General features: G+C 43.9%; 16 protein-coding genes and 1 pseudogene. 4 read left to right on the top strand and 13 right to left on the bottom strand.

The annotated features are described in order from the left end of the window. Window positions 1-228: 228 nt before the first annotated feature. Together NYE35_RS11290 and uvrA are read right to left on the bottom strand one after the other, a co-directional pair. Window positions 229-369, bottom strand: a complete 141-nt coding sequence (locus NYE35_RS11290) for a hypothetical protein (RefSeq protein ID WP_179089339.1) — start codon at window positions 367-369, stop codon at window positions 229-231. A 502-nt stretch (window positions 370-871) separates the two neighbouring features. Then, window positions 872-3,376 carry an excinuclease ABC subunit UvrA gene (uvrA, locus tag NYE35_RS11285; protein WP_341121007.1) on the bottom strand — a complete coding sequence of 835 codons (2,505 nt, stop codon included), beginning with the start codon at window positions 3,374-3,376 and terminating at the stop codon, window positions 872-874. Window positions 3,377-3,582: 206 nt separating this feature from the next. Here uvrA and NYE35_RS11280 point away from each other — a divergent pair, with 206 nt between their 5' ends. After that, window positions 3,583-4,071, top strand: a complete 489-nt coding sequence (locus NYE35_RS11280; RefSeq protein WP_038569967.1) for a MarR family winged helix-turn-helix transcriptional regulator — start codon at window positions 3,583-3,585, stop codon at window positions 4,069-4,071. Window positions 4,072-4,141: 70 nt separating this feature from the next. Here the strand turns inward: NYE35_RS11280 and NYE35_RS11275 are convergent, their stop codons facing one another. The 8 genes from NYE35_RS11275 to NYE35_RS11240 form a co-directional block, all read right to left on the bottom strand. Further along, a complete protein-coding gene (locus NYE35_RS11275; RefSeq protein WP_341121006.1) occupies window positions 4,142-6,901 on the bottom strand; it encodes an alpha-mannosidase in 2,760 nt (919 codons plus the stop codon). 63 nt (window positions 6,902-6,964) lie between these two features. Continuing rightward, window positions 6,965-10,099, bottom strand: coding sequence for a beta-galactosidase (locus NYE35_RS11270; protein WP_341121004.1), 3,135 nt, complete (start codon window positions 10,097-10,099; stop codon window positions 6,965-6,967). Further along, entirely contained in the window at window positions 10,096-11,415 is a 1,320-nt protein-coding gene (locus NYE35_RS11265) for a glycoside hydrolase family 125 protein (protein ID WP_038569961.1), read from the bottom strand. The genes NYE35_RS11270 and NYE35_RS11265 overlap by 4 nt, the downstream gene beginning before the upstream one ends. 122 nt (window positions 11,416-11,537) lie before the next feature. Next, the gene (locus NYE35_RS11260) at window positions 11,538-13,055 is read right to left on the bottom strand and encodes an ABC transporter substrate-binding protein (protein ID WP_038569959.1); all 1,518 of its coding nucleotides are present in this window, start codon (window positions 13,053-13,055) and stop codon (window positions 11,538-11,540) included. 85 nt (window positions 13,056-13,140) lie between these two features. Further along, window positions 13,141-14,064, bottom strand: a complete 924-nt coding sequence (locus NYE35_RS11255) for a carbohydrate ABC transporter permease (RefSeq protein ID WP_038569957.1) — start codon at window positions 14,062-14,064, stop codon at window positions 13,141-13,143. An 18-nt stretch (window positions 14,065-14,082) separates the two neighbouring features. Beyond that, window positions 14,083-15,012, bottom strand: a complete 930-nt coding sequence (locus tag NYE35_RS11250) for an ABC transporter permease (RefSeq protein ID WP_076100799.1) — start codon at window positions 15,010-15,012, stop codon at window positions 14,083-14,085. A gap of 281 nt (window positions 15,013-15,293) precedes the next feature. Next, entirely contained in the window at window positions 15,294-16,868 is a 1,575-nt protein-coding gene (locus NYE35_RS11245; RefSeq protein ID WP_094902544.1) for a response regulator transcription factor, read from the bottom strand. Then, window positions 16,843-18,681: a cache domain-containing sensor histidine kinase gene (locus NYE35_RS11240; RefSeq protein WP_169744758.1), complete on the bottom strand. Its 1,839-nt coding sequence runs from the start codon at window positions 18,679-18,681 to the stop codon at window positions 16,843-16,845. The genes NYE35_RS11245 and NYE35_RS11240 overlap by 26 nt, the downstream gene beginning before the upstream one ends. A gap of 249 nt (window positions 18,682-18,930) precedes the next feature. Here NYE35_RS11240 and NYE35_RS11235 point away from each other — a divergent pair, with 249 nt between their 5' ends. From NYE35_RS11235 to NYE35_RS11225, 3 genes are all read left to right on the top strand, one after another. Beyond that, on the top strand, window positions 18,931-22,077 hold the full coding sequence (locus NYE35_RS11235; RefSeq protein ID WP_094902543.1) for an alpha-mannosidase: 3,147 nt from the start codon (window positions 18,931-18,933) through the stop codon (window positions 22,075-22,077). Between the two features lie 171 nt (window positions 22,078-22,248). Next, complete coding sequence (locus NYE35_RS11230; RefSeq protein WP_094902542.1) at window positions 22,249-23,439, top strand: pectin acetylesterase-family hydrolase; 1,191 nt, start codon at window positions 22,249-22,251, stop codon at window positions 23,437-23,439. Between the two features lie 46 nt (window positions 23,440-23,485). Continuing rightward, on the top strand, window positions 23,486-24,121 hold the full coding sequence (locus tag NYE35_RS11225; RefSeq protein WP_051491631.1) for a TetR/AcrR family transcriptional regulator: 636 nt from the start codon (window positions 23,486-23,488) through the stop codon (window positions 24,119-24,121). A gap of 2 nt (window positions 24,122-24,123) precedes the next feature. On the opposite strand, the gene NYE35_RS11220 is transcribed toward NYE35_RS11225, so the two are convergent. The 3 genes and pseudogenes from NYE35_RS11220 to NYE35_RS11210 all read right to left on the bottom strand — a co-directional run. Further along, window positions 24,124-25,476 carry a HAMP domain-containing sensor histidine kinase gene (locus tag NYE35_RS11220; protein WP_094902541.1) on the bottom strand — a complete coding sequence of 451 codons (1,353 nt, stop codon included), beginning with the start codon at window positions 25,474-25,476 and terminating at the stop codon, window positions 24,124-24,126. Further along, complete coding sequence (locus tag NYE35_RS11215) at window positions 25,473-26,171, bottom strand: response regulator transcription factor (protein ID WP_341122451.1); 699 nt, start codon at window positions 26,169-26,171, stop codon at window positions 25,473-25,475. The genes NYE35_RS11220 and NYE35_RS11215 overlap by 4 nt, the downstream gene beginning before the upstream one ends. Beyond that, window positions 26,148-26,597: pseudogene (locus NYE35_RS11210) on the bottom strand (serine hydrolase domain-containing protein); the annotation flags it as partial. The pseudogene NYE35_RS11210 and the gene NYE35_RS11215, both read right to left, overlap by 24 nt. Window positions 26,598-26,815 lie beyond the last annotated feature (218 nt).

The raw sequence follows: 26,815 nt of genomic DNA, 5'->3' as shown, positions 1-26,815 counted from the left end.
GCTGAGTCCGATACCGCGAAGCATGATCATTTGCTGGCTCTACTGTTACCGTTATTGTTATTGTTACTGTTACTGCTACTGCTGCTGACACCATGATCTCCTGCTGAGGCTTTCGGACTCCAATGATGCTATTTACTAATTTATCGCCTTTTCAGCAATCCATCGGACTCCAGTGCAGCTATTTCTTAGAAACAGGCTCTTATAAGGCGTTTTTTTCGCCAATAGGGGCTATGCGGTCCGATAATACTCCAAATGGCGGATTTTCCTGCATTTAAGGTCTACTGAGTCCGATACCGCCGAAGCATAGTCATTCGCTGGGTCAACTGCTATTGCTACTGCTACTGCTACTGCTACTGCTGCTGACACCATGATCTCCTGCTGAGGCTTTCGGACTCCAATGATGCTATTTACTAATTTATCGCCTTTTCAGCAATCCATCGGACTCCAGTGCAGCTATTTCTTAGAAACAGGCTCTTATAAGGCGTTTTTTTCGCCAATAGGAGCTATGCGGTCCGATAATACTCCAAATGGCGGATTTTCCTGCATTTAAGGTCCGCTGAGTCCGATACGCCGAAGCATAGTCTTTCGCTGTCTGATGCTACCGTATCCTAATCATCTGCGGATCAAACACCATCGACTCATGATCATCTGCTAATCCTATAGTGCTACATACGTGTAAATTCATCTGTTAATCCTAATGTGCTACGTACGTGTAAATTCATCTGTTATTCCGAAAGTGTTAAGTACGCGTGAATGGGATCGGTTCAAACGTTCAGACGAAGTTTAGAGTTGAGAGCAGTGGTTGGTTTAAGTTCAAAAAAAGGAGGTGTCCTAGCCATTTTCATGGCTTTTGGACACCTCTTTTTTTTGATTATAGCCCCTCAGCCAGAATCCGTTTCAGGAACATCCCTGTGTAGGATTCCCGCACTTCAGCAACCTGCTCCGGTGTACCTTCAGCTACAAGCTTACCGCCCACAACGCCACCTTCAGGGCCAATGTCAATCACCCAGTCGGACTCCCGAATCAACTCTAAGCTGTGCTCCACAACCACGACCGTATTTCCCGTATCAACCAATTTGCTCAATAAGGTATGGAGCTGCCTGATGTCTGACGGATGAAGGCCTGTTGTTGGTTCGTCGAGCAGATAGAGGGTATGGTTTTTGGAAGGTTTGCTCAACTCTTTAGCCAGTCTAATCCGTTGCCCTTCACCACCAGATAAGGTTTTGACAGATTGTCCCCATTTAAGGTAACCGAGACCCACCTCACACAACGTCTCGATTATCCCCGCCATTTTGGCTTCCGACTTAAGAATTGGCAAGCTTTCCTGCACGGACATGTCCAGCAGATCCGAGATGGAATATCCATCATATTTCACCTGGAGAACCTCATCCGTAAATCTTCTCCCCTTGCAAACGTGGCATTTAACCTCCAAATCGGGTAAGAAATTCATGTCTACAGTCAGCACCCCAAGACCCTGACAGGTTTCGCAGCGTCCACCCGGTGTGTTAAAGGAAAAATGCTTGGAGGTCAGTTTTCTTTTTTTCGCCTCCGGCAATGCAGCAAACAGCTGGCGCAGATGTGTGAAAACATCTGTATATGTCGCTACATTAGAACGCAACATCCTACCCATGGGCGATTGGTCAAAAATCACTATATTTCCAACCTGATCTAAGCCTGCAATCTCCGCACAGCCTGTTTGCTCATGTTCTTTCGCACTATCTTGCGCAAGAATATCAAAGACTAGCGTCGACTTGCCTGAACCCGAAACCCCAGTTACAGAAACTAGACAACCTAGAGGAAATGTAACCTCCGGGATCTCAATGTTCCGGTATTGAGCCTGTCGGATGGTGATCTGTTTTCCGTCACCTTTCCGGCGAACATATGCAGCAGTCTTATGACGCTCTTCTCTAAGATAGGCTCCCGTAACAGAAGTCTCGCTTGCCATCAAGTCCTCAATGCTGCCCTCGCCAACAACTTGCCCGCCGTCCAGACCAGCACCCGGACCCATATCAATAATATGATCGGCAGCGCGCATCATCTCAATATCATGCTCGATAACGAGCACCGTATTCCCCAAATCGCGTAACTCCTGAAGCACACGAATGAGGCCAACAGTATCCCGCGGATGAAGCCCGGTCGTCGGTTCATCTAGAATGTATAACACTCCAGTCAGACCTGACCCCAGCAATGAGGCAAGGCGCAGCCGCTGTGCCTCTCCACCAGATAGGGAGACCGTCTGACGGTTCATAGAAAGATAACCTAGACCAACATCGATAATCCGTTTTAGTCGGGTAGGCATATCGTGAAGGATGGGTTCAAGCAGATGAAGTCCCTCGGCGGGCAAAGCCGCCTCTAAGCCTTTCGTCCACTCGTAAACATCGCTTAATGACCAATCCGATACCTCCGTAATCGATACGCCAGCTACCCGTACGAGACGAACTTCGTTTTTTAAACGAGCGCCAAGACATTCCGGGCATTGCTGCTCATGAAAAAATCCGCCGTCTTTTTCCTGTGTACCAGCTTCTCCTTCCTTCTCCTTGTAACGCCGCCACAAACCAGGAATGACGCCTTCAAATTTGGTGCCTTGAATCGGCTTAACATTGGGAAAATGGCGCTTAAACGCCTCACTTTCCACTCCGTAATACAACAAGTCGCGCTGAATTTCACCGTAATCTTTTAAGGGCTGATCCGGGTCAAACTCAAAGCCAAAATGCTTGCCAGCGGCCAATAATATACGCATCTGTATATCACGATGAACACCATTCAGCGAGGCAACCCCACCCTCACGCATACTAAGCTCTGGATTAAACACCGCCGCTTCATTTATAGTTGCCACAGATCCAACACCACCGCAGGCTTCACAAGCTCCCTCCGGTTTATTAAAAGAGAAGTGGGACATGCCCAGCTTCTCAAGCTCTGCTCCGCAATGTGGACAACCCATCGTCTGACCATCCATTTCCTCGTCTTCCTCGATCAGCAATCCCCTCGCTTCAAAAAAAGGTGGGATGCTGCCACTACAGGAAGGGCAAACCCGCTCGCCTAATCTGGAAAAGATAAAACGGACAAACGTATAGATGTCAGTGACAGTCCCGACTGTCGAACGGGGATTACGATTGGTGACATGTTGTCCAACACTAATGGACGGAGATAGTCCAATAATAGACTCCACCTTTGGTTTACTGATCGTATCTGACGTCATGCCCATGGAATCCAAATACTGTCTTTGGCATTCCCGCTGTAGTGTATCCATAGCTAGCGTCGATTTGCCTGATCCCGAAGGTCCTGTCAGGACAACTAGCTTATACTTAGGAATCGTGAGCGAGACATTTTTCAGATTATTCTCTCTTGCACCTTTAATAACAATAGTCTCTTTCACATCTATTCCCCTCTCATTTCAACCCACTGGTTTGTAGTTATATCTTCTATCCATATGGTTGCCCAAAGTTGTTGTATTGCAATTATTTTGCAAAACATTTCTAATTTCGATAGAATGTATTTGATAAATCACAAAATTTTCAAATAACTTTATAATCTAATATCTTGACTATCAAGATATAATTATTTTAAAAGGAGCGTTATCTTTTGTCAAGCCACGAACAACCTACACCAGAGCAGGAACAATTCACCTTGCTTATGCGCAGTTTGGGAAACCGAACGGTATTGTACCAACAAAATGTAGCCGCCTCACTTGGGTTATACAATAATGATTTCTTATCTATAGATATTCTACGGGAGAAAGGTCCGATCACTGCCGGAGAACTGTCTAAATTAACCGGTCTGACCACCGGAAGTGTTACAGCATTAATAGACCGGCTCGAAAAAAATGGCTATGTCCGCAGACAAAATGACCCGAATGACCGCCGTAAAGTGATTATTGTGCCATTATATGAGAATAAAGATGATGTCATTAATACGTACCAACCGCTCCATACCGCCATGGTTAAGCTCGCAGCTTCTTATACGGATGAAGAGCTCGCCCTTATTTCGCAGTTTTTAGGCAAAGCAAGTGCGGTTCTAGAAGAGCAGATTGATCATCTTGGATCCACTGCGCGCGGCAAATCTTCTTCCTAAGATACGTATTTATACAAAAAAGGACGATATCCAAAAGTCATACGACTCTCTGGATACCGTCCTTTTTCATTTATTTTCTAATACCAATCGTTACAATTTCGCATGGACCGATCTGTAAGTCAAAGCTTCCTTTCTCTTTCTCATCACTAGAGACTGGGTGGCTCGCCTCTTCTAGGATCGTCGTTTTATAGAAATACTGCTGTGGAATACTTGAACGGAAGGACAGGTTGGTGTTCTGCTGACTCATGTTATACCAACGCAGCAGCAAGTCTCCAGTCTGCTTGTTCATTTTTAGTGAAGAAAATGCAAGTTCCTTACTCTCCCAATCGAATGGAGTATACACCGGCGCAACCACGCCTGCATGTACATCTGTCTGACATACAATCCACGGAACCTGGAATTGGTAAGCTTCAGCATAAGCACCAGAAGTTATACCCTCACCTGTGTGTGGGATTAGCTCCATACGAACAATGTGCTCTCCAAGACACTGCGCTTCTGGAGTAGGGAATAGCCCCCAGTCACCAAGTTCACCAACAGAACGTAGCAGTGTAATCGCAATAGTGTTACGCCCATCTCGCAGCACTTCATATTCATTTAATCCAAAATTAGCGACGGTTAGACCCGCCTTCCCATCACTAATATCAACAAAGGCTTGCTGATGTTGCGTGTTACTCGGATTCTTCCATTCTGTAGCTGGTTCAATATTCCGCTCAGCAACCTCGAACATCGAATCTACACGATGCGTGACAGCATTCAGATCTGTCGGAAACAGTATACGAATCCGGTGATCTTTGGCCTGGTTATCTATTGTCGTTTCGATATGCAATCCCTTTCCGCCCCGCTCCAAGGTGATTACAGTACGAAGTTTTAGAATGACTGTGTCACTACTGCGCTGAGCTTTGCGCTCCGGATAGTAAACCAGTGCACGCTGCTCCTCATCCAGTTTATCATCTGCCGAAGCTGGAATCTCCCAGTCATGCTTAATTTCTATAGTGGCGCGAAACGATGTATTTTCCAGTACACAAATATTAGCCTTTAGTCCTTTAGTCGTCAGAGCTTGTTCGGCCTCTGGCTGTTTGTACATATATTCATTGCCGATATCCCCGGTGTTTTCATATACGCCAAGATCTTGATAGGTCACGCCACTAGTTTTGTCACTTAGCATAAACGAACCATCATCATTAATAACTACCTTGATAACGTCATTTTCCAGCACCCGATCTCCTTGTAGCAAAGATTCAGCGGCTATTGGCAGTTTTGCATATGCTCGGCGAACCCAAGCATATGAACGAAGACCTAGCGCAGGAACTTCTACGGCTTCAAAGGTAAGTCTTACCCGGCGGCACATATACGGCTGACGGAACTTGTCATCTGGCAAATCATAACCAAACTGAAGACCTAAGTCCTCCATCTGACAGGCAATATCATTCCCTTGATCGTCTACTAACACACGACCGTGCAAGTCAATTCCGGTCATACGGCTAGCCGTTTCTTCCAGAGAGAACCCTTCTCGCAAATATAGACGCGCCACATCAAGTTCTACGCTCACAGTACCCGTGCGACTCCAACCCGTCATATTCATCGCAACTAGTGGAAGCACGTCTTCACCATATGCTGTAAACCCGGTCGTATCCACAGCTTCTGCAATCTCTCGTTTACTACCCTCAACAATGGTCTCTGCCATATGACGGCTTTTGTCAAAACGGGTGACCATCTCACGGTGTACCTCATCCACGCTGCATCCACAAATACTATCATGCGGATGATTCTGCATTAATGTCTTCCATGCATAGGTGAACAGATGATGGGGGTACTCTTTGCCCAGTAAATGTGCGAACGAAGCAAGTGGCTCGGCCACCTTTTCAAGCAAGATTTGCCCTTCCTGATTCATCTGTTTCAAATAGACACGCGCAGACGCGGTATTCACTAACGTACCCCATCCATCAGTATGCTGGCTCCGCAGTTCGCCCTTTACAGTCGACAGATTGCTGCGATCCATTACACCCTCTACGGCCTTAAGGTAATCAGGAAAGTTCGAATGAATGAACTCTATATCTGGATACAACCGCTTCGCAGTTTCGATAGCCTCTGGCAAATCCAGTTGAGCCGGCTGATGATCGCAACCATTCATGAACAGCAGCTCACCTGTGGAGGCAAACTTCCGCGCATCTGCCAGCTTTTTCTCCCAGAACACTTTGGCTTCTGCTTCATTTACAGGCACTTCATTTCCGTTAGAATACCAATTGGCAAATAGGATGCCGAGCACTTTTGATCCGTCAGGACCTTCCCAAATCAGCTCCGAGAATGAGGATTCGTAACCTCCATCTGACACCGTATTATTGAATCCAGTGGGCTTCACACCTCTTCCAAAAAAGGCATTATTGATGCCGGATTGCCGCATTAATTGTGGAGTCTGGCCGACTAGACCAAAGGTGTCCGGAAAATAACCGATTTTGGAGGGTTCCCCGTAACGCTTCGAATCCTGATGGCCAATCTGCATATTACGAACATTGGCCTCCCCACTAGTAAGGAACGCATCTTGCAAAATATACCAAGGTCCTATTAGAAGGCGACCTTCCGTAATATATTTCTGTAGCCGCTCTTGATTTTCGGGACGTACCTGAAGATAATCATCCAGAATAATCGTCTGTCCATCCAGATAGAAACTCTTAAATTCGTTATCCTCATCCAACCGGTTCAGTAATTCATCAACCAGTTTTACTAAGCGTACATGATGTTTCTCATAGGGAAGATACCATTCCCGATCCCAGTGTGTATGGGAAATGATATGGGCAGTCTGAGGTTTAATAGATTGATTTGAACTTTCCAAAGTGAAGACCTCCTTATATGCAATGCGTTCTCTCTACCAAGATGCTTAATGTAGAAGATGTGGTTAATTTACATGGATCTCGACTTCCTGCGGGCGATAAACACCAAGCAAGTCTCCTTTACTATCCGTAGCAAAGAGAACAGAACGTTCCTGTTCTAACACGAACGAATAGGTTCGGCCAGTGGCTGAATCCTTCACCTCGATCTTTGCATCTTGGGCATATTCCGACACGAAGGTAAAAAGCGCACCCGTAGCAAAGCTCAATTTCCGTCCGTAGATACCCGCTAAGTCCCCACCACTAATCCATTCAAAATCACATTCCACAAAAGCAGCATTAACCGCGTAGCGGTAAAGTGCAGCCGTAGTATCCCTACGCTCACTCAATTCAACTGGCAGTGGGCTCCATAGGAGTCGACCCTTGCCAAGCGGAAGGTTCACGACAGTCTCTATAGTTGAACTTCCACCAGTTTCTTGAATGATCGTTTCCTTTGTCACCTCAGCTATCCGGCGGTGGCCGAAAGAGACAGGCAGGACTTGACCTTGAAGCATAAGCACTTCTTCGCGGCGCACATTACGCAATTCACGTTTGCCAAGGATATCACTCAACCGATCCGAAGAACGCCAATAGGCATCAATGCCTAACGGTCCAGTGGCAAGCAATACCGCTCCTGTCTCTTCAACAATGTGTAACAACCGTTCCATTGCTGCATCAGCGAAGTTATGCGCGCTTGGCAGTATAATCAGTTTCGCAGGGTTCTTCTCCAAATCATCTAGATGGTATTCGGAAGCCCCCCGAAAAGACATCTTGAGCTCATAAGACAGAATGCGGGTAAGCTCTGTTGTAGCAGCAAAAGCCAACTTCCGATTAGAGAAATCATTCGAATAAGGGAACACCACCGCAATCTCTTCCAATTTCCGATCACCAAATATATCACGGATACCTTCTATAAACTTCCCGAAATCATAAGATACGCCTGCCTCAGGCTTCTCGGTTCCATCTGCTCTCAGTGCTCCGATATGGGACTCATTCGCATTATCCATATAGAAATTCGTATTCCAGATCCAGTGAACAGCCCCCGCACCTGCCGTTCCAAAAGCGTAAGCATACTTGCGTTCCAGCAAATTCTGCAGCTCTTGTTCTGAACGTTTGGCTCGGCCATCTGGAGTTTCTACATACATGACGCCAGTCTCCTGAATTAGGTTTGGCTTATTAGGCGTCTTGGCAAAGATGCCATCCCACACCAGATAATCATTAAACCACCAGGAATGAACAGTGGTGTAATCCACCGCCTCCTCGTAGAAGAACGGCGAAGGTCGCTGCGCTCCTAGTCCCTCATCCTGACCAACCGTAACCATCTGAGCTGGACATTGCTCCTTAATGGCGTCGTATAATTGTTTCACCCAACGGTTATGCATCTCCATAGAGAACAAACAATAATCCAACCAGCGTGTTCCCCTCTTAGCACTGTGCATGTCTTGTACGTCGAAGTTAATCTCTTTTGCTTCTGGCAGCCCTGCAGATGCAAAGTTCGGAAGCTGTGCAGGTGTCATATTCCAGCGTTCCTGCAGCACGTCGATTACACCATGTCTTTCTTGTAGCCATTCCATAAAGGCTTGTCGCTCAAAACGATCATGGCATGAACTCGGGCCGTCCGAAAAAATACGTGCCGGATCAAACATCGACGGTTCATTAATAAGATCCCAATCTACATTCGAAGAATCTTTATGACGAGATACAATAGACCAAATGAACCGCTTCTGAGCTTCCACACTTTGTGGGTCCAGATAAGGATTTACCCCTCCCCACGTTTCCGGTGTGAAGGAGAAGAACGTGAAAGTCACTTGAAGATCATGCTTCTTTGCCGTCATGATGAAGGCGTCGATCGCCCGCAATACTTCTTCCGAGACATGTCCATCGTCTTGCATCACATTGCGATAAGCTGTCCAGATCCCTGTACGGATCCAGTTAATCCCGGCCTTCCGCATCTGGCCCATATCACGGTCCCAAACTCCCACGTTCGGTAGAAATAGAAATTTCCGCGCCACATCACTCGCCATATAAGTCATGCCGACCACTGGTAGCGGACGCCCATCTTTTATAAAATAATCTCTGCCGCTCGTTACCGGATTGCCTGCTGCCAGCAGCTCAGGAGCATAACCCCAGAACCCTTGGCGCAGAATGCGAACCTCACCATCACTGGCTTCTGCTTCACAGACAATCTGGTAGAGGCCCCTACTTATCTCCAAAGGAATAGGCAGACGCACCATGTTTAGTTCAGCATTCGCCTTCATTTCCAAACTCTGAGACCACTTCAAAGAGGTATCTGATTCATGCTCTACATGAATTGTGAAATTCCATGTATCTTCATTACGCATAGAAGGTCTCACTCGTTCAAGCTGCTGAATCTGAAGGGTTAGGGAAGCACGTTCTCCTAATTCATAAGACGCGTAATTGGGCTTAACCCACATTTCCGTTACACCCTTGCTGCAGAAACGAGCCCAATTGGATATCGCGAAAGGACCTTTTTGCTCCCAAAAAGAAGCTGTTGCAGGTGTATTTACGAACAGCCAGCGTGAGCCTGCAAATAAACCGCTCGTATTCTCCCAAAGAACTACTGGCGCAGAAATTTCTCGACCCTCGAGTGTAACTCCTTTTAATAGCGGGTAAATCCGTGTGCTCATCGGACCTGCAGAGCCCATTTGATGTGGTAAATCACTCGTCTTTGTCGTATGTGGCACGAGGTTCCATGTATTCGCACTCGTTAGAAAAAGAGATTCTTGACCCTTAAGCAGAGGAATGACATCCGAGGCAAGCAATGAATGGTTGCGTGAGCATTCAACATGAAGTGCCTCATGAATATACAGCTCCTGATGATAGGAAGTCTGCTCCGCTTCCACATGCCATTGGCCATTTTCCCAACGAACAGGTTGTTTGAAGGGTGCGCCTCCAATGCTAATCAGCCCGCCACCTCTTTGCAGGTATTCAAGAATGGCTATCCAGGCCGTTTTCGGGAAATAGGGTGCATGCAGATTGATGAAACAGCCGCCTTCCGTTTCGCGAAGCGTTTCTGCAAGCTGATTCTCATTTACAATAGATCCGAACTCACTCATGGATGTAATCGCATCGCTAGGAATGGGACTGGAAATTGGAAAATCAGAATCATAAAATATGATTACAGGTCTGCTCGGGCTGCTCATAGTAGTCCTTCCTTCATCGTTTTATAGACAAGTTGGGAGAACAGGCTATTGGACCAGGCGAACCATTTTCTAGTAAACGTATTCGGATCATCAACATGGAATCCCTCATGCATAAAGCCAGTATCCGCATCTGTAGCTTCTAACATCGCAAGCATCTCCAGCTTTTCTTCCTTAGTGGAAGCCGTCAAACCTTGCATCGATAATGCCATATGCCAGATGTAGTCTTTGGGAGTATGCGGACTGCCGATTCCCTTCGCTGCGGTTCCTTCAAAATAAAAAGGATTCTCCTTGCTCAGAGCAAATCGTCTCGTATTCTGATAAATTTCATCCTCTGCGGTAACATAGCCGAGATAAGGAATCGACATGAGTCCTGGTGTTCCCGCATCATCCATCAAGCAGTAGTTGCCATAACCATCGGTCTCGTAGGCGTAGATTGGACCGAATTTCGGATGACGATAAATACCATACAATTGAATTCCGTGATCAATCTCAGCTTCTAATGCTTTAAGCTGTTCCAGAAATTCAAGATCACGGAATACCCATTCAGCGAATTCCTGCATATGACGTAATGCAACAACAGCGAACATATTCCCCGGAATGTTGTAATGGAAGTCGCAAGCATCATCGCTCGAGCGGAACCCGGACCAGACCATGCCCGTGTAATTAACAGGCATACCCAGGCCGTTATTACGCAGTGTATCTTCAGGAATCCCATTGTTACGCGTAAAGCGGTATGGAGATAATTCACTATGGCGCTGTTCAGTTTTGAACAGGTTGAATATTTTGACCATTGCTGCCTTAAATCCGGCGTCGAATATATCAGCCTTTCCGGTTTCTTTCCAATAGGCATAAGCCAGACGCATGGAAAAACAAAGAGAATCGATCTCGAATTTACGTTCCCACACCCAGGGGGACATTTCCGTAATATCGCTAGTGCTCCAATGCCAATCATTCGCCGTCTCATTAAACGCATTGGCGTACGGATCGATATGAATATACTCGATATGACGTTTAATTAACCCGCCAATAATCCGCTGAAGATCGGGATCGTTTTTAGCAAAGGGCACGTAGTGCATAACCTGCTCCACAGAGTCTCGCAACCAAGAAGCCGGGATATCTCCTGTAATCACAAACGTTGTTCCATCATCCATAAGCTTAGTCGTTGTCTCAAGCGTATTAGGGAAACAATTCTTAAAGAGCTGCAATAGCTTCGGCCGATGAGCTAACTTCTCCTCTGCTTCGTTTAATACTTCTTGAACCGCTTGAGGAAGCGTCAGCTTCGGCATAGAGATGGTGGGAAGTCGGAATTGTTCCATATTCTCACTCCTTCATAATAAATGGGGATAGATAGAGAGACGGGCAGCATAGCTGCCCGTCTCCACTAATCCTATTTGTGTTACCTTTAGTGATTAATCTTAGGCGTGTTACGTTCATTAGCTTATTTCTTTGTCTGGTTCCACTCATCAAGTTGCTTTTGAACTTCTGCAATGACTTTATCAAGTCCAGCTTCTTTAAATTTCTTCGCTGCTTTTGGCAGATATGTTTTAGGATCAACAGAACCTGTGTATAGCGCTGGCATAAATTCTTTAGTTACGTTGTTGATAGCCGCTACTTCTGTTTTCACAGGTGTAGGATCAAATGCAAAACCGAAGGTAGGGGCTTCTTTTGAAGAATCATTAAACTTCTTAAAAGCATCCCATTTATCAGCAGGGTCATCAGCATGCAGATAAGTCAGTAACATGTTTCCAAGTGTGAAGCCTGGCATTGCATAGCTATCTTGCATAGCTGGCAGATCTTCAATGACATTGTCGGAGATTTTCTTATAATGAGTGCCTTCAATACCATAGTTGAGCAAATTGCGTAAGTACTTATCTGTATTCAAAAGATTCAAGAACATCATAGCCCGTTCAGGATCACCTGAGGTTACGGAAATCGCGTGCATCGAACCTGCGGCGGACTGTGTATATACATAAGGCTCATGCATAGGCGAAGTTACAATTTCATAACCTGCTGAACGAGACCAACCTTTTTCTGCATAAGGTTGTGTAATTTCGCGATCGGCAAACCATTTACCCGTCTTAATGTTATCAATACCTTCAAGTGTCGCAACGTCTGGGCGTAAGTAACCTGCTGTGTAAAGTCTACGCATCGTATCTAACGATGTTGCAAGTTCAGGTGTCTCCAGAATATTAACAACCTTGCCATCTGTGGAATCCATATAGACCCCGATAGGTAACTCATCACCTAGTACATAGTCAAATGGCATAAATGGTTTAAAGCCTTTAGGAACAGCTAGCGGTGTAATATCACCCGGCTCGTTCTCTTTAATCGTTTTAAGAAGTGGCTCTAGATCATCCAATGTACGGATATTGGAAATGTCCATGTTGTATTTATCAACATATTTCTTATTGAAGCGCCATACCCATTGCTGTCCAAGCTCCTTATTTACAGGAACACCATAGATCTCACCTTTAATCTTAGTTCCTTCTAAGAAACGTGGGTCCAAAACTTCTTTCGTTTCCTTACCATACTTATCTAGCAGATCATTCAGACCCAAGAACGTACCATTAGCAGCGTTACGACGGAAGTCATTTGTCCAAGAAGAGGTAAAGGCAATATCATAAGGCTCACCAGAAGCGGTGATGACTTGCATCTTCTTATCGTAATCGCCCCAATCGAACATCGTAATATTCAACGTCGCGTTAATTTTTTCTTGGGTATATTTATTAACTTCTTTTAAGACAAGATCCAAATCCTTTTGAGGTCCACCAATTAAATACATCTTCAACTCATATGGCTTTAATTCTGATGTGTTCCCTGCTGAATTCCCTGCTGCCGCTGAATTGTTTGTTTCTTTAGCAGCATTTGTATTATTATTCGAACCACATCCAGCTAGAAGGCCAGAAAAAAGCATTGTCCCTGCAAGAGCGAGTGTTAAGCCTTTTTTCATTTTCATTTCTATTTTCCCCCTTTAGATTAATGAACGCTTTATTTATATCGATTCCTATCCTAGCGATTCGAATAAATACATCTTAGTAGTGTTACTCCTTTAAAGAACCCACGGTTAAACCTTGTACAAAATACTTTTGGAAGAACGGATACGCTAGTGCTATAGGCAAGGTTGCCAGTACAACCATCGCCATACGAACGGTTTCTGTTGGCAAGGTTGCAGCAATCTCAAAGCTTGATCCCATCTGCATACTGTTCTGAATGACAAACTCCATATTATTCTGAATTCGCATCAGCATCGCTTGGAGTGGAACAAGACTAGCATCATCTATATACAGCAGGGCATTAAACCAATCATTCCAATATCCCAGCGTACAGAACAATCCAATCGTTGCAATCCCCGGTAAAGAGATTGGAAGTACAATTTGCAGGAAGGTCCGAAACTCACCAGACCCATCAATTTTGGCAGCCTCAATGAGTGCATCAGGTACGCTAGTCTGGAAGAAGGTCCGCATTACTAGAATAAAGAATGCATTCATCGCGATTGGCAATATCAAAGCCCATATCGTGTTGTACAAATGTAAAAACTGCGTAGCCACGATATAGTTGGGAACCATTCCGCCTGAGAATAACATCGTGAAGAAGGCGAAGAAGCTGAAATAATTACGATAGCGAAATGATCTTCGAGAGAGAACATACGCATAAGTTGTTATTAGAAATAAACTAATGAGCGTACCTAGTACAGTAACCATCAAAGTAACTCCAAAGGAACGAAGTAATTGATCACCTGTGTTAAAAACAAACTGATAAGCTGCTAAACTATATTTTTCGGGTAACAAGCTAAATCCATTTAGAGCAAGTACTTTCTCATCTGTAAAAGAAATGGCTATGACAAACAAGAACGGAAACACACAAGTAAAAGCGAAGATGCCAATTATAATATTGAGTACCACATTCCATAAAGGAGTAATGGCGTTGTTGTCGATTTCTTTTGGCTTACGTTTGAATACTGCCATAACGTCACTAACTCCTTTCTAGAATATCGCATTCTCTTTGCTGATCTTTTTCACAATAGAATTCGTTACAAGCACCATGATAAATCCAACAATCGATTGATATAGACCCGCCGCTGTACTCATTCCTAGATTACCTGTCGTACTCATGCTTCGATAAATATAAGTATCGATAACATTCGTTACGGAGTATAGAACACCTGAATCCCGAGGGATTTGATAGAATAAACCGAAGTCTGATCTAAAAATACCACCAATCGCTAAAATCGTTAGCGTTACCATTAAAGGTTTAAGCAAAGGAAGTGTAATAAACTTAATCTGCTGCCATTTGCTGGCCCCATCAATCATAGCCGCTTCATAGTAGGACTTGTCGATACCCGCTATAGCCGCTAAGTAAACAACACTTGAATAACCAATTGATTTCCAAATCCCCATGAAAATTAGGATATATGGCCAAAAGCGAGTATCCCCATACCAGGAAATAGGATCGCCTCCGAAGTAAACAACCACTTGATTCAATATTCCTTTATCTACACTCAGAAAGCTGAAGGTAAAGAAACTAATAATGACCCAAGAAAGGAAGTAAGGCATAAACATCGCCGTTTGATAAACTTTAGCCGTCCGTTTGTTCACAAGTTCATTCAAGGTGATCGCAATGCCCACCGCAAGAACTAAACCGAGAGAGATCAACGCCAAGTTATAAAGAATCGTATTTCTTGTAATGATATAGGCGTCCTCCGTCGAGAACAAAAAGTTGAAATTTTCAAGGCCAACCCACTTACTATTTAAAACGCTTGCAAAGAATCCATCCCGATGAATCTTGAAATCCTTGAATGCAATTACTGTTCCAAACATCGGTAAGTAGCAAAAGATCAGGAACCATAATGTCCCTGGTAATACCATAAACCAGAGTACTTTATCCTTAATTAAACTTTTGAAAAATGCAGGCATTATTCCACATCCCCCTTCTCTCTATCCCCAAACAACCCCTATATATCCCTTCGATCTTTTTCCCTCGCCCCTTTAACTACCCTTAATTCTGCGCCATAAAAGCGGTTTCATAAAGTTGAAAAACTCCAGAATCAGATGTAAAAATTAAAGATCCACAGCAGAAAGGACATTTAAAAAGTCTATTTCCCCTTAAATTTGAGCAAAAAAAAGGAAACATTCTCGTTATCAGCGTCCATGAAACCCGTACTTGAACGTGGATAGCCAGGAACATTTCCTTTATTTTAGGATTTTGCTTTTTTGTACATATTCCGAAGCTCTGTCGGCGATACACCTACTGATTTTTTGAACTGGCGATAGAAATATGCTGGATCCGGATACCCTACTTCAGCTGCAATTTCGTTGGTTAGTAACGTAGTTTGTAGCAGCAATTGTCTTGCCTTTTCAATTCGAAATTGATTAACATAATCAGAGAAACTACGGCCCATTTCCTTCTGAAATAGCTGTCCTAAGTAATTAGGATGCATTTCCATACGCTGACTGAGCGTTTTCAGGGATAGCTCTTCTCTATAGTGTTTGCTTACTTGATCAACCATATATCTCATATTCGGACTGAGCTCATCACTTACTAACGATAATTGGTCCAGTGTTTCTTTCACACTTTCCTGCACATGGTGCACCAATTGCTCAATAGTATGTATGCGCAGCAATGGATTAAACACGGCACTAAAATTAGAGTTTTTCTCCATTTTCTTGGCAATCAACATTAACTCAATCGCTACGTTGTAATTATCAATACGGGTAATCATGCCACAGCCAAACAGCTTTTCGAACGTTTCTGCGATAAACTGGTTCGTAGCTTCACTATCTCCAGATAATAATAATTTGGTGAATTCCTCATAATCAATTTCGAGCTTCTCCTCGTGCAGAACCATCTTTGACAGTTGTTCCGCATCTATAATCGGGTAACCAGGTAGCATTAGATGATCAACATATAAACTCTTCGCTTTTTTATAACTTTTTGGGACTTCCTGAAAAGCATGCTCCTTACTTCCTATCGTTATCCAGACAGACTTCTCCAACTCATGCATAATCTCATATTGTACTCGTTCCAGTACACAATAAAGCTCTTCTTTGTTCTCAGCTTCAGCCCGCTCAGCAATAATAAGAACAAGATCACCTTCCATATCTATAAATACAATAACGGTTCCAAGTTGCTCTAATGACTTCACAGCGATACGATAACATTCATCCATAAGCTGATTCCTGTGGAGTTTATCCTGCCCCTCATCGTCATCCTGTTCGGTGATAAGCCGAATCGCAGCCACCGTAAAAAATGAACAGTCCAGTGAGATATTTAAGACTTTTGAACGGTGCTGTAGCTCCTGCCTACCTATATTGCCAGTTACCCAGCGGTTTAGAATATTGTTGCGCAGAACTTGCCAATCCTCTTTAGCATGAAATTGTTCAACATCCTCTTGATTCAGCACTTCAACAATTTGTTCAATGGTTGATTCCAATTCATTTATATTAATGGGTTTGAGAATATAATTTTCAATGCCTAGACTCATTCCAGCTTTTAAATACTCAAATTGCTCATAGCCGCTCAAGATAATAAATCTCATTTTTGAATCAAAAACCTTTATTTGTTGAATCAGTTCAAGTCCCGTAAGTTTTGGCATCGTAATGTCAGTAATTAATATGTCGATCCCTTCATTATGATTGCGCAGAAATTCTAAAGCTTCTTCCCCATTAGACGCTTGTCCCGCGATTCTCAATCCATATTTTTCCCATTCAATCACTGAACGTAATCCTTCAAGAATAAGAGGTTCATCATCCACGATAAGTATATTGTGCATTATTAGTACTCTCCCTTACTACTGGTATATTCATGATGACTATTGTTCCTTTATTTACTTCACTAGCGATCGTCAATCCATATTCAGTCCCATAATAAAGTTTAATTCGTTCATTCACATTACATAGGCCTACCGAAGAAGGAGGTTCATCCATTCTCATACTGACTTGAAGCATTTGCTGTAGCTCTGTTAGCTTGCTGGGAGTAATTCCATTTCCGTTATCACTTATAGCAATTTGAATTTCCCCGCCAGATTCAGTAACTTCAATACGGATGAGATTGCCAAAACGGTCAGGTCTAAATCCGTGAACAATATAATTTTCAATAACCGGTTGAATAAGCAATTTAACGATAGAACAATTCATGGCAGCTGGACTTATTTGTGATTCGATTTGGAGCCTATCTTTATGTCTAATCTGGAACAACTCCAGATACAAATTACAATATTCAATCTCATCAGATATTGTAACGACCATGCTTTTCTTAATCATCGTTCGAAATAATGTCGATAAAATGTAAATCATCTGACCTACATCCTTCGCTCCTTGCGTAATTGCCCGCATCCTAATCGCCTCAAGTGTGTTATATAAAAAATGTGGATTAATCTGTGATTGAAGTGCAACTAGCTCAGCATTTTTCTGGGTAAGCTCCGAAATATACACTTTGTTAATATAGAGTTCTAGTCTTTCACACATATAGTTAAAATTGTTGGCAATTAGCTGCAATTCATCTTCTCGATTAAGGTGAATACGTGTGCTCAAATCACCTTCCTGTAAGCGCTTCATAGATTTGACAATGATCTTCACTTTTTTAGAGAAACGTAAAATAATTCCGTATGTAAAAGACATTGCAGTAATAATAAGCGCTGTGGTAATCCCGATAATCCAAGTTCGAACCGTTTTCATTTCGTTGTTGACCTGTGACTTCTGAATGATTCCTGCCATAATAAGACCTGAGCTGTTCGTTGTATTTAAGTTAACCTTGGAGATCTCATCCAGTGTTGTCCAGCCATCCGTATGAAGCGCATCGATATGTGGATATCGCTGTCCCATATACCTTCCCAATGAATCATATATAACGTCACCGCTTGGGGTTAAGACCAACAATTGACCATTATTCTCTGTAACTTTTGTGCCAAGCCATTTTGAAATAAGTTCCGCATCAAAATCTACTATGAGCATACCGATCGTTTTCAGTGTAATCGGATCTTTAATCTCCCTAGTCATTGTATACAAATTGTTATTGTCTTCTCTTATTTCCTTAAGCACTAATTTGGTTTCATGCGAGACCCAGCCATTCTTCGGTAAGGATAATTTTTGCTTAGGACCGTCCATGTCGCTCAAATAGAATTGTCGGGTATTATTTTTATATAAATAATAAAATTCTTTCTCTGTGCTGTACAAAATAACGTCATAAATCCCATTTTTCTGATTCAAATAGGTTTTGAAATACGTATCGAACGTATGAGGAACGGAGCTCCCTATATCTGCATATTGATCTAAACGGTATTTAAGATAATCCCCATAATCATTTTGCAAAAAGTAGGACAAATCCTCACTGACAGAGGCATCGCTATATATTTGCTGGATAGCCACTTGGATGCTTTCGTACTGCTGATTCATATACAAACTTACATAATCCAGCACCTCCCGATTGGCATCTACATGTTGGCGAGTGATCGTCTGTTCATAGTATTTATATACGGTAATGGAAGAGGCTATTAACGTAATTATGATGATTGAAGAGTATATAGCTAATATTTTATTGAACAGTTTTTTCTGCAAATGGTTTTGATAAAATTTCTTTACATTCAACAAAGCCACCTTCTTTCTGAATATCACCTTTAGGATTAGAAGCTTAACATCACACTTCTTTTTCTGCAATGGAAGCGCATGCATTTTTTATTTATAAATTCTAGCGCTCCAACTTTTCTCTCCACCGAGAGTTTACAACTCACAAAAAATCGTCTATAGTTGATTTCTACCCCCCAAACAAACCTATAATAACCCAAATAGATCTTAATTTCCTCGTCCCCCATCAACATATTGGAGGGGCTATTACTCATGTTTCTAACCAAACGCAAACTCAACTCCCAACTAAACGAAATTTCCGAATATCGTTACCGGGATCGTATACACATTCCTTTTTTCAACTCAATGATTGACGAACAAGGTGAAATTGCAGCCGAACCGCCCGTGGATGGAGAATGGTCTGAGCTACGAGTTGGCGATACCTGGAAAGGCCGCGATTTGTATTTATGGCTAACGACAAATATAGACGTACCCGCCACTTGGGCAGGCCGTAGAGTACTGGGTCGATTTGATTTTGGCGAGACGGGTGCTGGAAACAACTCCGGATTTGAATCCTTATTCTTTTTCAACGGCAAACCCTATCAAGGTGTAGATTCCAATCATACCGAAGTGTTCTTGCCAAATGAAACGGTAGGCACTCAGCTTCCACTGACCTTCCGGTTATGGTCGGGACTCGAAGGAGGCGGCCCTAAAACGGATCAGACACATGGCATTCGCATGGCTGAAATTTGTTGGCTGGATGAAGCAACGGATGATTTCTATTTTACCGCGCTTGCTGTAGTCGAGACGCTGAACGTACTCGATGCCAAAACTCCAGAATATACACAACTTATGAGTACAGTAGACCGCTCCTTTCTTCTGATCGACTGGTCTCGTCCAGGTTCAGACAACTTCTATGCTTCGATCGGGGAAGCCCGCAATTATTTGCGTGATGAAATTAATAAAATGGAGAAGTCCTCACCCGTCACAGTTACCTGTATTGGCCATACCCATATTGATGTGGCTTGGTTGTGGCAATTGAAACACACCCGTGAGAAATGTGCGCGTTCGTTCTCAACCGTACTGCGTCTGATGGAAATGTTCCCGGACTATACCTTTTTACAGACTCAGCCGCAACTCTATGAATATATCAAAAATGACTATCCAGAAATCTACGAAAATATTCGTGAACGTGTGGCTGAAGGACGCTGGGAAGCTGGCGGCGGCATGTGGCTTGAAGCAGATTGCAACTTGACCTCAGGAGAGTCTCTAGTCCGTCAATTACTGTATGGAACTCGCTTCTTACGTAATGAATTTGGGGTTGAATGTGACTATTTATGGCTGCCGGACGTATTTGGCTACAGCTGGTCCTTGCCACAAATCCTAAAAAAATCAGGAATTAATACCTTCATGACCACAAAAATTAGCTGGAATCAATATAACCGGATGCCACATGATACCTTTCAATGGCGTGGGATTGATGGCACAGAGGTGTTAACACATTTTATTACAACGCCAGAGCCTTGGTCCGAAGAAGATTCTTGGTTCTACACTTATAATGGCCGGATTATTCCTAAGACTGTAAAAGGAATTTGGGATACCTACCGGGATAAAGAAGTGAATCGCAATCTGTTACTTTCTTACGGATATGGCGATGGTGGCGGGGGTGTGAACCGTGAAATGCTAGAGATGCGCCGTCGGCTAAACGATCTTCCCGGTCTGCCGAAGATTGAAACAGGAACAGCGGGAGACTACTTCCGTAACTTGCAAGAAACTGTTGCAAATACGGATCGTTATGTCCATGTATGGGATGGCGAGCTTTACTTAGAATATCACCGCGGCACCTACACAAGCCAAGCCTACAATAAGCGGATGAACCGTAAGCTTGAACTGCTATACCGTGAGGCGGAATGGCTAAATACACTGCAAAGTGTGATGACAGGTGACTGGTCGAACTATCGTCAGACCGATTTAGACGAGGGCTGGAGAATTATTTTGCGCAACCAATTCCATGATATTATTCCGGGCTCTTCGATTCGTGAAGTATATGAAGACAGTACGATTGAATATGCACAAGCAGAAGCAATAGGTCAGTCTGTCTGGGAGCAATCCAGTAAGGCACTTGTGAGCGGAAATGAAGCCGGTAAATATACGATCTGGAACAATGCTGCTTGGGAGCTGACAGAACTCGTAGAAATTACTGTTGAAGCCGGGATGGAAACAGGACATTGGATAAGCTCAGAAGGAAAACAACTACAAGCTCAACGTGAAGGTGACCGCTGGATCGTTGAAGTATCTAACATTCCTTCTCTCGGATACACAACCATTTCCTTCGTAGAAGATGTGAATTCTGAGTCTCTAAGTGCTCCATTCAAGCTAAATGAATCAGGAATTTCAACGCCTCACTTCGATATTGAATGGAACGAACAAGGTCAATTAGTATCCATCTATGATATAAATGAACAAAGACAAGTATTAGCAAACGGAAGTCACGGTAACGTGTTCCAAGTGTTTGAAGATAAACCCCTAGCCCATGAAGCTTGGGACATTGACATCTACTATCAGCAAAAGAAACGTGAAGTCACCGACTGCCGCAGCATTGAAGTCATAGAAAAGGGTTCACTGCGATGTGTTGTACAATTCACATGGAGCTATATGGATTCCACGATTAAGCAGCAAATGATCTTACATGCACACCATCGTCGTATCGATTTCGTGACGAAGGTAGACTGGCATGAGCGACAACAGCTAATGAAAGTAGCTTTCCCTGTTGCGATACGAGCTACCGAAGCCACTTATGATATCCAGTTCGGTAATGTTACGCGTCCAACACATTGGAACACTAGCTGGGATTACGCTAGATTCGAGACTGTGGGGCATCAGTGGGCAGATTTATCAGATCGTGGTTATGGCGTTAGCTTGCTGAACGACTGCAAATACGGTTATGACATCAAGGATAATGTGATGCGTCTATCCTTAATCAAATCGGCAACGCACCCTGACCCTGAAGCGGATCAAGGCGAACATACTTTCACCTACTCTATCCTGCCTCATACTGGGGATTGGCTACAGGGTGACACCGTCCGTCAAGCTTGGTCCGTCAACAACCCTCTACGGAGCACCATGGGGCAAGCAGAAGTAGCAACCAAGTCGCTTATTGCCCCTTCTACACAGACGGTTATGGTTTCTGCGATCAAGAAGTCTGAGGATGGTCAAAAATTAATCGTACGTGTGCACGACTATTCTGGAAGCCGCCAGCAAATTGATATGACTAGCGACTTGAATATTATTTCGTGGCAAGAGTGTAATCTAATGGAGCGTCCTGAAGGGGAAGTCCACACTGAACCTGTCATTACTTTTATACTTGAACCTTACGAACTAAAAACATTTGAAATCGAAGCAGAAAAATTAATAAAGTAATACACAAAAATAAAGTAACATACAAAAATCGGGGTGTCCCTGTAGCCATGGATCAAAGGCTGCGAGGACACCTCTTTATATATTTTCTCACGATTGTTTCTTATGCTTTTAAGTATACACCTTGTGCAATGAGTAATCTTGACGTATACTCCGAGTAAGGGAGAGATGGATATGAGAAAACTGAGGAAAATCACAATATTCACAGGTATTGGATTATTCAGCCTTGTTTTGATTGCCATGTTTGTAATCAGCGCTTTTGTAATCAAAAGACCGGCGACTACCACCCCCGTAATCGCGGAAGTGAAGCCTTACAAGTGGAATAAAGTCACGCTAGACGGAAATGTCATATCAAGTGATGGATCAGAGTATTTTTTGTGGAATAAAAAGGGTGAAAATAATAACTGGATCATCTTCTTTTCCGGTGGCGGGGCCAGCTGGGATGCCCAAAGTGCCGCACACCCCATCAAGCTTATGAACTTTATTAAAGGTGGAGATACAGGCAACTATTTCCCCAACATCCCCTTCTATATGCTTACATTGCTGAGAGGCATGATGGATACGGATAACCCTGCCAATCCATTTCATGGCTGGAATGTGGTCTACCTTCCCTATTCGACCGGTGACTTCCATATCGGCAACCGCACAGTTGAATATAAAAAAGATGACGGCAGCCCCTTTACTATGCGTTATAACGGCAGCAATAATGTGCGAAGCAGCCTCGATTGGATATATGCCAACGTGGATAAACCCGGCAAACTACTGATTGCTGGCGAAAGTGCTGGTGGCTTTGGGTCCGCTTTTTGGGCTCCCGAGATCGCCTCTCACTACAAGGACTCCGAGATCTTCCAATATTCGGACAGTTCCTTCTTGAAATCAGACAAGTGGCCAAATGTTGTGAAGCAGGAATGGCAGGCAGACTTCGTGAAGAACTTCGGATATGCCCCTGAAGCGGATATCATCGGGGCAGCTTTTAAAGCGAACGGCCATCTACTTCCTTCAAATTCGATAATATTGCAATCCTACTCGGTATTTGACGAGATTCTAATCCACTTTCAGAACAACATCAACGATTACAAGGGGCCAAGAGATCAAAGCATCATTAATGAGTGGTCACAGGAAATGCGGCAATCTGTTTCTTCTCTGGCAGCCACTTTACCTAATTATTATTACTATCTCACCGACTATGGACTGAACGCTAAGACGGGTACAACTCCGCACACTTTTGCCACCAGAGAGACCTTCTTTCAGGCTGAACAGGATGGTGTGAAGCTTCTGAATTGGTTAGGTGATGCGATCAACCGGCAGAACCCCTATTCAGTGGGCAGCAAATTCCTCATGAATTCGAAGCCAGCTCAGAAATAGTGCTAGAAGCAGCGGAAGAGTTGCAACAAGACAGGAGAGAAAATCAATGAATTTGCGGGAAAAGCAAATGCAAATGACAAGGGAGATCATTAAGGATACAGCGCTTAGCTTATTCTGTGCCCAAGGTATTGAGCGCACGGATATGGCACAGATTGCGGAACAAGCCGGCATCTCCCGGCGTACTTTGTATCATCATTATAAGGACAAGGAAGAGTTAGCCGCTCAAATCTATGCCCTTAATCTGGAGCGGATGTTTGGACAGCTGCTGTTTGATTTTGATTTTGAACACCCTGTACAGTCATTGGAGAACATTCTCGATAAATATCTGGCGTTAAGAGATCATCAGGAAGCCCTGATCTACTATGATGCCATTTTTGGAGTTTACTACAGCACGCTTTCCAAAAATCCCGCGGAACTTCCTGACTTTAAGCAGGCTATGGAAGGCTGGTATTCACGGTTAATTCTCCTTGAGACAATTTCAGTCGCTCCGGAGGAAAAAAATAAGTGGCTGGACATTCTGCACAAGTCCACCCACCTGTATTTCATGTATTTACAAAAAGCCGTCATTATTACTCATCAGCGGGGGGGGGTGGTTACGGAGGAAGATCGGGTTATGGACCGGCAATTCAAGGATTTCATTATGTTTGGCGTACGGCAATCCAAGAATGAGACAAACCCTTAATTTCACTTATGGGGCAACCTGACGATAATCGTCGTTCCCGCTCCAACCGCACCGTCCACTTCTATGTTTCCCTGATGCAGGGAGACAATTTTTTTAACGATTGCAAGTCCCAAGCCATTGCCATTGTTGTTTCCATTCCGTGACTTGTCTATTTTATAAAATCTTTGGAATACGGTGTTGAACTCTTCCGGGGAAATCCCGATCCCGTTATCACTGACGGTGACCGATACATCTGCTGCACTGTCATCTATACTGATGCGGATGTTCCCGCCTTCCGGTGTGAACTTGATGCTGTTACTAAGCAAATTCATCCATACTTGCTTCAGCTGATCTTCATCACCCTTAATTTTGACAGCTTCCGGCAGCTCAAGATCGATAACGATGCCTTTGGCTGACCATTGTGGCTCACAGGTCACAACGATGGTTCTAATCTGCTCGTCAAGATTGAAGGAACCTGCATTAAAGGGATGATGTTCAGAATCCAGGGAAGCGAGCTTCAGCAAATTATCACTTAACCTCGACAGACGTTCACTCTCTGCAATGATGATATCAAGATATTCAGAACGTTCCTCTTCCATGATTAGATCATTGTTCTGCAATGCCTTGGCAAAGCCGGAAATAGACGTAAGCGGTGTCTGAATTTCATGAGACACGTTGGATACGAAATCCTGCCTCATCTGTTCCAGCTGCTTCAGCTCCCTGGCCATCTCCACATAGCTTTGTGTCAGTTCCCCTATTTCGTCTACTCGGTTTACTTTAAGCTCTACCTCGAAATCACCCTTGGCTAGCCTTCTTGTCGCATTCGTCAAAGCTTTGATCGGCTCCACCAAATATCTGGCGGCAATAAGAATGCATAGACTACCCAGTAAAAGCACGAGTAAAAGCACAAAGAGCAGCATCCGATTGACGATATTTTCGTTCTCGGCAGAATACTGCAAGAACATTGCTTGCCACTCCCCGTTAAACATAAAGGGCATCCCGATAAAGGTATCCTTATCTTTCGCAGAGGAACGATAGAGTTTTCCTTGCAGCACTTGTTTCACAGCATCGCGGGTGATAGTGACGGCCGGACTATCCTTGAGCCCATAGAAGGTATATTCCCCGGAATGATTATACAGGTGGATAGGGTATGCAGATACCTTAACCATACTATTCAAGAACTCGTCTGTATCCTCAGGCTTGGCGTCATCATAACGGTGAATGATCTCCTTCCCCACTGTGATCATTTCATTCTGTCCCTCGTAACTTATTTGTTTCTGAAAGACATACAAACCAATGAAAAAGGAACAGATCAAACTAAAGATAATGATGCCTAGAAACGTGAGAACGACGCGTACATACAATGTCTTGATCATAGCGCAGGGATCAGCCGGTATCCTAGGCCGCGGGCCGTTTCGATTTGAAATTGCTCGTCGTTACCGCAGAATTTCTCCCTCAACCGGCTTATATGCACATCTACAGTCCGGCCGTCTCCTTCATAGTTCAATCCCCAGATTTGAGAAATCAACTGTTCTCTTGTGAAGATTTGCCTGGGGTGACTAGCCAACAGAAACAGTAGCTCAAATTCCTTCAAAGGAATCGTTACCGGTTCTTCATCACGCGTAACCTGGAAAGTGCGGCGGTTAAGCACCACATTGCCCAACTGCACAGACTGGGAAGAAACGACCAGCGAGCGTTTAAGCAAAGCTTTTACTCGCATCACCAGTTCAAGCGGATCAAACGGTTTGGTCAGATAGTCATCCGTGCCGAGTTGAAAACCTTTCACTTTATGTGCAGATTCTCCTTTAGCCGTCACCATGAGGAGGGGAATGTTGGCATCAGAGCGCCTGATTTTTCTGCACAGATCCCAACCATCCAATCCTGGCATCATAATATCTAGGATGACGAGATCGACTCGCGAGTTCTCTATAATGGACAGCGCTTTGGTGCCATCCCTGGCTTCTTTGAGGTCAAAACCTTCTTTTCGCAAAAACAAAGACATTAGCTTTCGGATGTTATCATCATCATCAGCAATAAGTATTGTAGCCCCGAAGTTCGAATAAGAACTCATCTCTCCGGGGGGTCTTACCCGTGCCAGCATATGCTTATTGAGTGTTTCCGAGATTGATCCCGGCAATTTGGTAGGGTCGATAGTGATTTGATAACCCACTCCACCCTCTTCAAACCCCGCTGTATGTGTCATCAAATGGCGCATCGTGATCGGCTCAGGATAAGTAGCAGGAATCTTCACTGATTTCAGGTAGGTGTTAATATCAGTGTCCAGATCTATCTTGCCTTGTTCGACCAGCTGCATCACCGCTGTCCAGGTGAACAGCTTTGTTGTTGAAGCGATTCGAAACATGCTGGTTGTCGGATCAACCGGTGCCGCTTCTTCCAGATTAGAACTGCCATAACCTTTGGCTAAAATAATCTTGCCGTCTTTTACAATGGAGATAACCGCTCCCGGAATTTGCAGCCGGTTCATATCTTTTTCCATAATTCCATCAACGAAGCTAGTCAGTCCTGCGGTATCATCGAGATTGGCAGATGCTTCAATTTGAGCTGCCGGCAGCGCGGTTTGACCCTTTTGGGTCTCAGCCGAGGCCTGTTTCCCGGGAAATACCAAGCTTGCGCCTAAGCCGGCACTAATCACAGCCAATAGGGCCAGACCAGCGATCAGCCTTTTTTTCATAGGTGTTAACATTATTATCCTCC

Source organism: Paenibacillus sp. FSL L8-0494, assembly GCF_038003695.1.
In the GTDB taxonomy this organism is placed as follows: Bacteria; Bacillota; Bacilli; order Paenibacillales; family Paenibacillaceae; genus Paenibacillus_AQ; species Paenibacillus_AQ odorifer.
The sequence above is the reverse complement of the archived record's forward strand: the minus strand, read 5'-3'. Positions and strand labels throughout refer to the sequence as shown.